Genomic DNA, 12561 nt, shown 5'->3' with positions numbered 1-12561 from the left:
GTCGGTTCCGGCTCAGGGGTAACTTCCGGCGCTGGCGTCGGTTCCGGCTCAGGGGTAACTTCCGGCGCTGGTGTCGGTACCGGCTCAGGCGTGACTTCCGGCGCTGGCGTCGGCTCTGGCTCTGGGGTAACTTCCGGGGCTGGCGTCGGTTCCGGCTCAGGCGTGACTTCTGGCTCAGCCGACTTGTTACTTTCCAGCACCCACAAAACACGGTTGTTATCGTCTTTCACCTGATAATTGGGGGTGTAAACGCTAAATCCGCTGTAGCTGTCTGCAAAAGAGAAATAGCTGTGAGACGTGCCAGCAGGTGCATCAACCATCACCAGATCCTGGGTCAGCGCAACGTCCTCTTCACTTCCGATTAGCAGACTTACGTCCAGCAGGTTGTCGCCACCACTCACCGAATTTTTTACAATCAGTTTGTCGCTTTCCAGTGTGGAGGGTTTAACGCCTAACATCAGATTTAACCCGGTCGCATTCAGCGTATCGACATTCAATGTTTTGGCGCTCCAGTTGCCCGAAGGCACCATTGAAAGTGTCGAACCACGTTTCGCCAGAAGTGAACTGACATTACTGTTGCCGGTCATCGTCCAGTTCGCAGTGGCATCCAGCGTCATAAGGTTGCTGCCCGTTGATGTCACGGCCCCCTGATAGTTAACCTTCCCAAGATAAAGTGAGGCGTTGTTCGCCAGCTGAACATCACCTTCCACTTCACTGGCGGGCAGCAGTGCCAGTGCATCCGCGCTTCGCAATGGCTGACTGCAGGAAACATCATCAGAATAGATGGCAGAATAGCAACGCCAGCTTTTCTCGCCTGCCAGCTCGCTATCGTTATAGCCAAAAGAGAGCGTTGACGAATCAGCAGCAACAATGTTGGCTTTCACACCAGCGTATTCTCCCACCTGGAAATGCGCACCAGTACCTACATTGATCTGATCGGCTTTAAACAGTGAAGTGTTCCAGTCGTCATCAATGACAACGCCTCCCGCATGTGGAACCGGCTGACCAGATAACACCACCGTACCGCTATCAACGTTGAGATTGCCGTTCAGGTTCATACCGCCGGTCAGTGCGGTAATCGCGGTGGCGTTACGCGGTAGAATGTTAACGTTCATCACGCCATTCAGCGCATTTTCCAGCGTTTCACCCAGAAAACCGCGGAACACCTGAACGTTCAGCTGTGTCAGGCGATGATTGATGGCTTCATCCGCATCGGTACCCAGATACGTCCAGGTCGACGTTGAAGATTTATCCGTGGGAAAATACCAGTATGATGTGGTGTTTAACTGAAAATATTCCGTATCTTTGGTATAGGGATTTTTATACTCATAGATCGTGCCCGGTGTACCTTTAGGGTTACTCCCCTTGAAGGTGTAAAAGGGAACGTCTGCAGCGGTGTAACCCGTGATGTTGAGTGTTGCGTCTTTATCACTGTGGTTAACCAGCGTTGCGCCGCTGTCGGTATGGTTGATCTTTTTAAAACTCAGCGCGTTACCATTTAAATCTAAACGACCACCGCGGTAACCAAAGAAAATCTGGTCAGTCGCGACCTGATTTTCATCGTTCAGTATAACGGTTGGCCGCCCACTCACTAAAGTGACTGACGAAAACGCCTGTTTATTGCCCGAGGCATCAGCTTGTTGATCGAGGATAACGGTACCCTCTCCCACATTCAGCGAACCCGGGTTTGTACCCACAGCATTGATATGTAGTGTACCTGCGCCGATTTTATGCAGCGCATCGCTTGCCAGGCCATTAACCTGCCACAGGACTTGTTTATCTGCGTCAACTTCAACACCGCCGCCTGCCCAGGTTGCATTCACGCCCTCTTCTGAAGCCACGGTATAGTTGTTAGAAAACTGAAGTTTACCTGCGCCCATATTGATTGGTGTATTCAGCGTAATCAGGCCGCCCGCCCCGTTGAAGCGCAGATCTTTGGTGGCATCAAGTTCTTCATTGGTGGCGGTAGAGGGGGCCGCTGACGCATAGTCCGCTCCAAGGCCCGCCCATGACCAGGAGGATCCGTATTGCGTTATCGCGGTGTTGTCCCAGAAAATCGTGCCATTGCCGGCAATATCCACGACATCAGGTGAGGTATTGATGGCCTGTACCGAAGCAATAAAATCACCAGGCAGATAGCCCGCAACTGCACGCTTTTTGTAAAGACCGCTATCCAGGTCATACCCAACATGGACAGCGACGAGCTTCCATTGCTGATCTATTTCATCCCATGCAAATACCGGACTACCGCTATCCCCAGCGTTAGCACCGATCGAAAGAGGCGTGGTATCCGCATCATCAGGACCTAAATTGTAATAACGCAAATAAGTGTTATTAGAGATGTCACGTACATTAGCAGCGCTGATTGTACCGCCTGATTTCCAGTTATAGGCGCCCGTCAGATTAACACGTTCCGTCTGGTCGTCATTAATTTGCTCCTGCGTTCCGGTTCCCACACGGGTATACCAGGAATAGCGTGATTTATAATCAGCAAGGAAGTTTGATTTAGTTACGTAGCTATACGGAGCAGCCTCAGTAACCACCTTATTAAGCCGCGGCGCATGGAAATCCTGGGTGCTGAGATCGTTACGATTGATGAGATTGTAGGCTGTACCATATTGAGCGCCATTGCCAAACGCTAACGTTTTATATCCGGTATTATGTTTTACACTGACAACATACGAAGGTGAAATAAGCGTAGAGTAACCCATAGAGGATACACCGCCAAAATCAGGAATAGGGAAATCAAGGTAGTCAGAGAGTGAACCATCTTTAGTGTATACAGGGGCACTCACTCTTCCCACATTATAATTCCCCAGATTCTCAGCAAAATCACGATATTCCTGAACATCGATATTGTTGAGCATTATGCCCGCATAAGATTTGGTGCAGATAAAGAAGGTGCAACATAACGCTGCGCTTCCAAAATGTTTCAATGGATTATCCTCATGAGGCTATTATTATTTAAGAAAAATACCTTAATTAATGAAATAGTATCATTATGACAATCGGTAACAGAATCTGAGTTTTATATAGATATTAATTCAGATCAAATAAAGGAGGCAGGTTAGCGTAAAATTTGTGATAACTCATTGTATTAAAAGGCTATAAAAACCCATTATCAAATTGGATTACAAGCTTCAGATTTAATATTTTTCTTGAAAACCATGTCAGGACAGTTGCCAAATGAGATCAAAATAGATATAAAAAAACACTTACTGATAAAAAATAATTTATTAATTCAGAAAAGTCACTTCCTCTACCTTGATATTAATTCTTACCTAAAAAATCTTATAATACTTTGTAGAAATAATATTCATTATCATTCATGGGATTAACCAATTCAGTGTCTGGTGTACATAAAACACGCGGTTAACCCCATTCATGGAGTCAGAACGACACGAGACATCCGTAGCAGTCCACAAAAAAGGACTGCGATAAATGATCGGGTGTCTTGCAAAGATTTAGCCAGCATTGAGCTAAGACAGAGCCTCAGGTTAATTATCTTTGCATTTCAATGGCTTTCGTTAACCCTACTGGCGGAAAAATTGAAAAGTGATTATTGCGGATGATCGCGATGATACAACGCCCACTGCTCAATCCTTTCTCCTGAAGGTAACAGGCAGTAGAGTGTGCTGGTGCTCAATGATTCATCCTTTACCTGCTGTCCGCCACGCTGCAGGCACCATTGACTTGCAGGATTTTGCATTACCAGGCGCTGTGGCTCAGCATGATGGGGCGTGCAGGCACTAATGTGTAGCGTGGCCAGCATCAGGGAGCCAACTGTTATTCTGTTTATGATTTTCATATAACCCTCTCTCAGCATCAATTTCAGGTCGGTGAGACTTCGCTTCTCATGCTTACAACGCTTATGGCACAAAGCGCAATAACGATTAGCGCATTAATTAATTCGCTCTTTGTCATACGTTTTTCATCGGCGATGGCTTCAGATTCCTTTCTGACCATTTTATGGAAAAGTCTGGTATGTATCTGAGCGTGTAATAATGATAGCACCCACGCGCTAAACCCTCTCTTAACAACACCTATTGCTACCGGCATTCTCATTACTGACCTGCGAAACACAACAAATAAACACCAAAAGAGAATGACTGTAATAATAAATAACAAGACTTCCCGAGTGACAGTTAGCACATAATCTTAATTTTCAATGGAAATTCCTTTGTGGTGCTTCGATTCTTTTAGCCTGTTGTCAAAAGACGCATACTTTCACTCTCTTTACATAATTAACGCCTGACCTGCATAATCCTGCCGCCCTAAGTAAAAATGCTGTTATTAATGGATTCTATTAACAAGACATTTAATTCGTATCGGGCCTGAGAAGCGTATGAAGTGCGAAATGGCATGCCTGTTTAACACTTTCAGAGTCCCCCGGCCCTTTAATAAAACCTTAAGGAAGAGTCACAGATATGAATAATAATACTGACTTAAATAAACGCGTAAAAGCGATGGTACTGGCGGGTGGTATGGGTATGTTGCCTCTGGTCAGTCCGGCGGCTATTGTCGGAAGCCAGAGAGGCGGAGATATTACGCTGGCAGATGGCACCACATTAATCGCCGATCAATCATCTGGCGATGGTTATTATGGCATTCTTGTAACAGGTGCAACCGCTGCTGAAGTGACAGCCGGTTCGGGCAGCACAGTTACGGTGAAAGACCCTGAGCATTACGCTAAGGGAATTTTCATCCAGGCTGCGAACAGTCACTTTACTGCTGATAAATTAATTCTCAATGTTTCAGGAATATCCGCAGTGGCGATGGAGCTCAGTGGAAAGCAGGTTACTGCCAATCTGGGATCAGGTAGCTCCGTCACATCGATTGGATCAGGTATTGCTTACGCAGAGGGGGTGGTTGTAAGCAATCAATCCTCGTTGCAGGCCGAAGCATCGAGTATCAGTACCCAGGGCACCAACGGTATTGCACTGCGCGTCAGCGGTTACGGGTCAAACGTTGATTTAGGCCGTGACAGTAGTATACAGACCAACGGGACCAACAGTCATGGCGTACAGGTGGATACACTGACCGGTGATGCGATGAATGGTGCCGCAACGCTTAAAGCGGAAGCGCTGACCATTAATACTCTTGGCGACACCTCGCAGGGCATCAATATTCAGGATAATGGCTCGGTTGATCTGGGCAGCCACTCAACCATTATCACCACAGGTCAGACTTCTGCAGGCATCTGGAGCCTGGGTGAACTGACTGCCGATCATCTGACAATCAGCACATCTGGCACGACTTCTCCTGGCATTTCAGCCAGAGAAAATAGCCTGATAAATGTCGGCGCAGGCAGCGTGATCTCATCAGCGCAGACTGGCGGCCTTGTTGCAATGGATAATAATGCCATCCTCAACTTTTCAGGCAGTGAAGAGGAACGCAACATCATTCAGTCTGGCGGTTATGGCGCATCCGCGCAATCGACAGGTGCAGTGATCAATCTGGCAAACACAGATATTGTTCTTAAACAATCAGATATGGTCGGCAGAGGCCTTTGGTCTCTGGGGGGAGGCGTGATTAATGGCGAAGACATCAGCATCACCGGCCCTGATACAGGAATCGGTGTTGTCGCCTGGAATGGTGGCCAGACCAATCTGACAGGCGATCTCTCTATCAATATGGCCTCTCCGGACGGAGTAGCAATAGCAACACTCTACGCCGAAGGGTTTGCCCCGGGCGTTATTACTTCTCAGGGGAAAGCGGAAATCACCGGCAGCGTGGTATCGCTGGGGGGCCTGATCGATCTTAATTTAGAGCCGGGTTCACTGTGGTCCGGTAGTGCTACCAGCGATAATGTGAATGGCGGTCATTTAAACGTCAGCCTCACTAACAGCACATGGAACGTTAGTCAAACATCTAATCTTGATAACCTGACATTAAATAACTCACTGGCAGACCTTTCAGCAGCAACAGACGATGCGACCTACTCCACTCTGACCATTGCTAACCTGAGTGGTAGCGGCAACTTTACCCTTCGTACCAATCTGGTCGGCGATGGTGAAGGGGTAAATAATACTGGCGACAAAATCGTGGTGACCGAAAGCAGCGCAGGTGAATACGGTCTGAATATTCTGAACCGCGGCAGTGCCATTACCACAGGAAATGAAGTGCTGACCGTTGTTGAAACTACCGATGGTATCGCGACGTTCAGGGGCAACACCGACGTTGAACTGGGTGGCTATGTCTATTCGGTCAACAAACAGGGGACTAACTGGGTTCTCTCATCGCCAAAAGCGCCTGCTGCAGATGAGCAACCCACTATTCCAGCGGATAACAACATTCAACCTGCTTCTGATGAGAAACCCTCAGCAGACCAACACCCCGTAGCCCCAACGGATAACAACATTCACCCTGCTTCAGATAAAGACATTAAAGAAAATGGAAATCCTACACAGCCAGCAGAACAAAATCACAATTCAACAATCACCACCACAGCGAATGCAGGCGCCAACTTCCTTAACATCGGTTATCTGATGAATTATGCCGAAATGCAGACTCTGATGCAGCGTATGGGTGATGTGCGCCAGGGAGAGACGAGCGGCAATGTCTGGCTGCGCGGAATGGATGGGCGTTTTAGTGGTTTTGCCAATGGCAAGCTGAGCAACTTCAGCATGAATTATTCAGGCTATCAGTTTGGAGTAGATAAACGCCTGTCCGATGATCTGCCGATTTATCTGGGCTTGTTTATGGGAGCAACAGAGGGCTCGCCTCATTATCGTGCTGGCGATGGCACGACTAAATCTGAACATTTTGGTATCTACGGCACATGGCTGAATGATGCAGGCTTCTACCTGGATGGCGTACTGAAATTCAACCGCCTGAGAAATCAATTTGATGTCAGCGATACGCAGAATAATCGCGTATCCGGACATGGTGTCTCATCAGGCCTGAGTGGATCACTCGAAGCCGGCAAGAAGTTCAGCTTCTCTGACGACCTTACTGGCTTTTACCTGGAACCACAGCTTCAGCTGACTGCCGGTCATCAGGATGGAACCTCTGTACAGGCGTCGAATGGCCTCAACATTAATCTCTCAAGTTACAAATCCATGATGGGAAGAGCCAGCGTACTGGCAGGTTATGAAGTCAATCAGAGCAACTACAAACTCAATGCTTATGTCAAAACAGGTGTTTTGCGCGAGTTTGACGGGGATGCTGCTTATGCTCTGAATGGTTCAGATGAGCGCCTCTCGTTTAAAGGTAATGGCTGGAATAACGGTATCGGTGTCAGTGCGCAAATCAGTAACCATACCCTTTTTATTGAAGGAGATAGGGTAAATGGAAATCGCTTCAACCAGCGCCAGGTTAACGCCGGTTATCGTTTTAGTTTTTAGTCAATAAACCAACAAATGATGGGTATTAAAGGAGACGTAAATGAAGAAAATATTATGGATGATCCTGGCCTTCATCACTTCAGGCTCGGCATATGCCCGGCAGGAAGTCACGGTCGCAGTGGCGAAAACCCTGCGCGACGATCGTCAGGTTACGCTCACGGGAACGATCACTGGCAGGGCCGATGATGATCACTACTGGTTAAAAGACCCGACTGGCCGCATCCGTGTCGATATAGACGATGATGATGACGATGATCGCTATCTGATTGGTAAAAAGGTACGGGTCAGCGGTGAAGTTGACCGGGATGATGGCTACAGCGAAATCAACGTAGATCGTGTTTATATTCTGAAATAAACATCTGAAAAAAAGCCAGTGGCAGCACTGGCTTTTTACTTGTCTTAACTTATCAGAAGCTTCAGGTTCCTTACCGTTTGTAAAAGTAATTAGTACAAACAGTGTACCCATGTACCGATAGCGCCTGAACGTCATTATTTCTCAAAACCATTGATTTCAAATGCTGGTTAGCCATCCGGCTGAGCATTCACGCGTTTGTCCGGAAGATTTCTGTGTACTTATGTGCGTTTCTTTGAGTGTCAGCGCTGACTAAGAAGGATAACGGCTTCCCACGCCTGACTGAAACGCATCGGGAAGATGAAGTACGGGTGCAGCAACCACATCGTTACTGTAAATACAGATAACCTTCCCTGACATGAGTGCCGTTACCCTTTTAAAAGGGATGACCAGGGATTGATTTTTTCGCGGTTCTTTTTTCACATAAACCTCTCAACCCTTAACGACCAGAAGACAGCCTGTGAATGCCGTTATGCATCACAGAAAACCCGGACATCAGAATTAACGCTGTAATTTGCAGGATCACGGACATATGAGATGCATAAGGAGTTAAAATTTTGCAGACTCAATAACCCCCTTATAAAGCTCAAGCAGCGTCAGATCATTGATGAAGGCGTTAAAGGCCATATCACCACTTAGCGAAAACTTCTTCATGACATTGTATTTATGTGCATAAATTGTTTTAGCGGAGAGATTCAGCCGTTTAGCTGTCTGCCCTACGCTATACCCTTTCTTAAGAAAACTTAACACCTGCAGCTGGACTACTGTAATACGCGCGAAATCGCAATGTGAGCAATCCGTGGGTACAAATCCTCTGGCGCTCCCCTGATTTCCCAGCCAGAACCGGATGATTTTATCAGTAATATCACGAACAGAATCCCTGCGCGAAATGATAATCAAAGAACGATAGCAGAGAGGCAAATGCTCAGGAGTGATGTCTTCAATATCGTCAACAAAGACCATTAAAATGCTACCGGGCTTCCGATCCCGGTAGGCAGGCTGACACATATAAAGGCGCCACTGTGCAACACTAATCAGTATAAAGTCCGCCTGACATAAATTTTTCGCGTCATAGGCGGGTAAGAATTCTACTGACGTATCTGATAACAGTGCCTCCTCAATAATTTTGGAGATGCCCAGCCGAAAGAAGTAGTTCTCATTTGTACAAACGACTTTAAAATGCATTTTTCCCTTAAGCATCCCAAAAGTTAAATAAAAAAATCAGGTAAACTTGCCATTAACCAGGGTCAGTTCACCTTTCTCTTTTAATTCTTTCAAAACCCTGCAAATGGAGCTTTTTGAAAGATGAGAACTGTTTTCAATCAGGTAAAGTGCCGAAAAGCGCTTCTTAAGATGCGGTGGCAATTTTTCCCAGCGACCAATTAAAGAAATCACTTCATCATATGAGTTATTCTTGGGTAGCTGAATGTAGTTCATCAGGTCTGAGTACTGGCCCGAAAGAATGGACATGGCATCGTTAAAGAGGTCTTTCTCAAATACCAGTCGCCAGAACACATCGTAATCAATGAAGCTGACCTTACCATAATCGATTCTTTCCAGATAGACAGGAGGTTCATCGAGTGCCGGTGTGACACCGACAACAAAGGGAGCAGACAGAATATTTAGGACCTTATTTTCACTCTTTAATTTCAGTAAGAAGTCACCATCAAGAATGAACATTACACGGCGTACATTATCTTTAGTGAGATGATAACGACGCTTACCGCGTGAAATCTCATCTGGATTAGCAACCTGGGTGTACCCGGCCAGCGCATCGATGATCCGCTCATGATTCTCAGTCACTCTATACATAATAATTAACTCAATCTAACTAACACGAAGTTAGTGATTAGTAGAAAAATTAGTAAAAATCCGTTTGTTATAGTCTCTTTTTTTCGCCTGGTGTATTTCTGATCTCTGGCCTTCCCCCGGATATAAGCCATAGAAGAGGTCGTTATTGGTTTCACTATAGTAAAACCATTGCGATAAAATTCAACACCACAAACATGCAAAAAGGAAGAGCATTAAGCCAGCGAATGGCATAACAACCAGATATTTCACCGCTTTAAAGTCATTTAATCAGTAATTCAAACTAACAAGTAGAGACTTACTGATAGGGTTATAACTTTTTTCTTAAAAAAGGAATCAATCATAACCATATGGAAATTAATGTTATAAAAACACCGTATTAAAAAAACAAGTACGCAGTGGCATTTTAAAAACCTGTAATAATCTTCACATGGTTACTCATAATAGAATCATTGTTAATTCCTCCGTAAAAATAAAAAAAACCAACACAGCACCTGATGGCATAAATTAAACCATAGCATTCCCATAACAGACATTTAAATCGACAAATGATTAATATATAGATTTAAATTCTATTTTTTTATATTTTTTAAGCATTATACTCCATTAATGGATAAGGCTCTAAGCGCCAGGATTTTACCTTACGCTTCATATGAATCTCACTTACTCAGAATCAGGCTGTTTTAAGAAACCCCTATAGATTATTCTCAAAGCCTTTACATCGCAGAATGTGTACCATTCTCACCGCCTGAAATTGATAGTGCCGCCTCAACGCAAGACACCTCAACAAATATGAAGAGAAATAACTTATCCATAATATGAACAACCTCACCCCACCCGTCCAAATTATAATGAATGTAAAAAAAATGTAATGAATTCAAACTTTATATAGCCAGTGAAAACCGCACCAAAAATCAATTATGGATATTTTACTATTTTATTTTTTATGGCCTCCGAATCTAATAACGCCGTTCGCTTGAAGCGGCATTTTAAAAAATTCATTACTGAATAACTGAATAACTGAATAACTGAATAATTGATTAATCGTGGAGATATAAATGAGAGAGTTAACATCTGTTGAAATGCAGACCGTTTCAGGCGCAGGTTTTTTTGATTTCATCGGTTCAGTCGTTGTAGGTGCAGCTGCAGGTATTACTGCTTTCGGTCTCAAATGGGCCATGAGCGGCGGTAGCGCGGGCGGCGTATTGGGCGTTGGTATTATCTCTGGCGGTGTTGGACTGATCGTAGGTGCCGTTGTGGGTCTGGTCGATGGCGCACTTTATGGCGCGATGAATGGATGGGAAACAACTGCAGGCTGGTTCAATAATATTGTTGAAAACCAGCTCGACCTGGGAACAGGTGTAATTACTGCATAAGGAAAAATCATGCGTGAATTGAAAACTAATGAAATTGAAGGCGTCAGTGGCGGCTCACTAACTTCCGTAATTTTAGATTTCTTCAAACAGTTTGGCGGAAGCTCCAAAGAAAAAACTGAGTGGGTACGTCCGGAATCAATACCAGAAGCTAACCCGGTTAGCGGTACTGCTTTTGGCATGGGTATTGTCGGTGTTGCTGCGGCCGTAGTTTTCGGCCTGCTGATGTTCTGATTTATCAGGAAGGCAATAGACTTCCGGAAAGGAATGGGCGCTTGTCATAAAACTCAATCGCTCATAATTAAATGTTGTTCACTATTTTATACAAAGGAAAGTATATGAAAAAGGTATCTATGGTTGCTATGGGTCTGCTGCTGACAGCGGCGCAGGTTAATGCAGCAGAAGCTTCAGATGGCACCCTTAACTTCACCGGTACCATTGCATCTCAGACCTGTACCGTAAGTGTTAACGGCGGAAGCAGTACTGCCACAGTTACCCTGCCGAAAGTAGCAGCCGGTGTATTAAATGCGGCAGGTGCCGTTGCGGGCAACACTCGCTTTACTCTGGCGCTGAGCGACTGCTCTGCAAAGACTGGCGATGTCTACGCTTACTTTGAGCAGGGCGCTGGTGTTAACGCCAACGGTCGCCTGACTAACACGGGTACTGCTACAGGTGTTGATCTGCAACTGCTGGACAGCGCCAACAAAGTCATCAATGCAGGCAGCACTGAACAGTCTACCTCTCCTGCAACTGTCGCTCTGACAGCAGGGGCTGGCACCCTGTCTTACTCAGCTCAGTACTATGCAACTGCTGCTGCTGAAGCGGGTAGCGTTGCATCAACAGTGAACTATTCAATCAATTACCTGTAATTGATTATGGTGAGGGCAATGCCCTCACCACTCTTCCCCTCTCATCACTTCAGTTAATATCATGAAAAAAAAAAGTTTTAAATTTTTAATCTCCTGCTTGCTCACTTGCGCAATGACTTCGTCTGCCTTTGCCAGTGTGACCATTATTGGTACCCGGGTAATCTACCCTGCCTCCGAAAAAGAGGTTACCGTTCGTCTGGATAACCGCGGCGATCATCCCGCACTTGTTCAGGCATGGGTTGATAACGGAAACCCTGACGAAGCAGTAGATAAAATAAATGTTCCTTTCGTTTTATTACCTCCGGTTTTCCGTATGGAGGCGAATAAAGGGCAAACGTTACGTATTGTTTTTACGGGCGCCAATTTGCCAACCGATAAAGAATCTATCTTCTGGCTTAATGTCCTTGATATACCTCCTCGAGATAAAAGCCTGGCTAACCAGAACCAGTTGCAAATGGCGATCCGGAGTCGCATCAAGATTTTTTATCGTCCAGTTCAGTTTGATACAGCGCAGGCCAATAAAGCTGCGTCAGGGCTGGTATGGCGTCACGGTCAAAAGCCTAATTTTCTTTCCGCAACTAACAACTCACCTTTCTACGTTAACGTCTCACAGATTAATGCAGAAGATAACTCAGGTCATAAATTAGCCAGTGAAAAAGGGGAAATGCTGGCACCAGGCGAAACAAAAGAATTCCCGCTGAAAGGCATGAGCACAAGTCAAATAAAAACAACATTTAATTATCAGTATCTGGACGACTTTGGTGCAGCACGTAAGGTTGAAAGCAAAATAAACGAGTAGCTTTTGGTAATTA

10 protein-coding genes are annotated in these 12561 nt (G+C 45.5%); 6 read left to right on the top strand and 4 right to left on the bottom strand.

Annotation, left to right across the window (positions count from 1 at the left end):
* Positions 1–2867: S6 family peptidase (locus NIM72_RS03100; protein WP_253418664.1), on the bottom strand; the 2867-nt coding region annotated here is incomplete at its 3' end.
* Between the two features lie 692 nt (positions 2868–3559).
* Positions 3560–3808 carry a DUF333 domain-containing protein gene (locus NIM72_RS03095; protein WP_161736942.1) on the bottom strand — a complete coding sequence of 83 codons (249 nt, stop codon included), beginning with the start codon at positions 3806–3808 and terminating at the stop codon, positions 3560–3562.
* Positions 3809–4427: 619 nt separating this feature from the next.
* On the opposite strand from NIM72_RS03095, the gene NIM72_RS03090 reads away from it, so the two are divergent.
* Positions 4428–7346, top strand: coding sequence for an autotransporter outer membrane beta-barrel domain-containing protein (locus NIM72_RS03090; protein WP_253418634.1), 2919 nt, complete (start codon positions 4428–4430; stop codon positions 7344–7346).
* A gap of 40 nt (positions 7347–7386) precedes the next feature.
* Positions 7387–7701 (top strand): NirD/YgiW/YdeI family stress tolerance protein, encoded by a 315-nt coding sequence (locus NIM72_RS03085; RefSeq protein WP_222925650.1) that lies wholly within the window; start codon positions 7387–7389, stop codon positions 7699–7701.
* Positions 7702–8247: 546 nt separating this feature from the next.
* Here the strand turns inward: NIM72_RS03085 and NIM72_RS03080 are convergent.
* Both NIM72_RS03080 and NIM72_RS03075 read right to left on the bottom strand, forming a co-directional pair.
* A complete protein-coding gene (locus NIM72_RS03080; protein WP_253418630.1) occupies positions 8248–8883 on the bottom strand; it encodes a LuxR family transcriptional regulator in 636 nt (211 codons plus the stop codon).
* Positions 8884–8919: 36 nt separating this feature from the next.
* Complete coding sequence (locus tag NIM72_RS03075) at positions 8920–9510, bottom strand: helix-turn-helix domain-containing protein (protein WP_161736946.1); 591 nt, start codon at positions 9508–9510, stop codon at positions 8920–8922.
* Positions 9511–10565: 1055 nt separating this feature from the next.
* Here NIM72_RS03075 and NIM72_RS03070 point away from each other — a divergent pair.
* The 4 genes from NIM72_RS03070 (at position 10566) to NIM72_RS03055 (ending at position 12548) form a co-directional block, all read left to right on the top strand.
* The gene (locus NIM72_RS03070) at positions 10566–10883 is read left to right on the top strand and encodes a hypothetical protein (protein ID WP_061060988.1); all 318 of its coding nucleotides are present in this window, start codon (positions 10566–10568) and stop codon (positions 10881–10883) included.
* 9 nt (positions 10884–10892) lie between these two features.
* Positions 10893–11114, top strand: a complete 222-nt coding sequence (locus NIM72_RS03065; RefSeq protein WP_222925651.1) for a hypothetical protein — start codon at positions 10893–10895, stop codon at positions 11112–11114.
* Positions 11115–11185: 71 nt separating this feature from the next.
* The gene (locus tag NIM72_RS03060) at positions 11186–11749 is read left to right on the top strand and encodes a fimbrial protein (RefSeq protein ID WP_253418627.1); all 564 of its coding nucleotides are present in this window, start codon (positions 11186–11188) and stop codon (positions 11747–11749) included.
* A gap of 61 nt (positions 11750–11810) precedes the next feature.
* Positions 11811–12548 (top strand): molecular chaperone, encoded by a 738-nt coding sequence (locus NIM72_RS03055; RefSeq protein ID WP_222925652.1) that lies wholly within the window; start codon positions 11811–11813, stop codon positions 12546–12548.
* The last annotated feature ends 13 nt before the right edge of the window (positions 12549–12561 follow it).

Source organism: Pantoea sp. B550 (genome assembly GCF_024158165.1).
Lineage (GTDB): Bacteria > Pseudomonadota > Gammaproteobacteria > Enterobacterales > Enterobacteriaceae > Pantoea > Pantoea alfalfae.
Note: the sequence above shows the minus strand (reverse complement) of the source record. Positions and strands in the feature narration are given on the sequence as shown.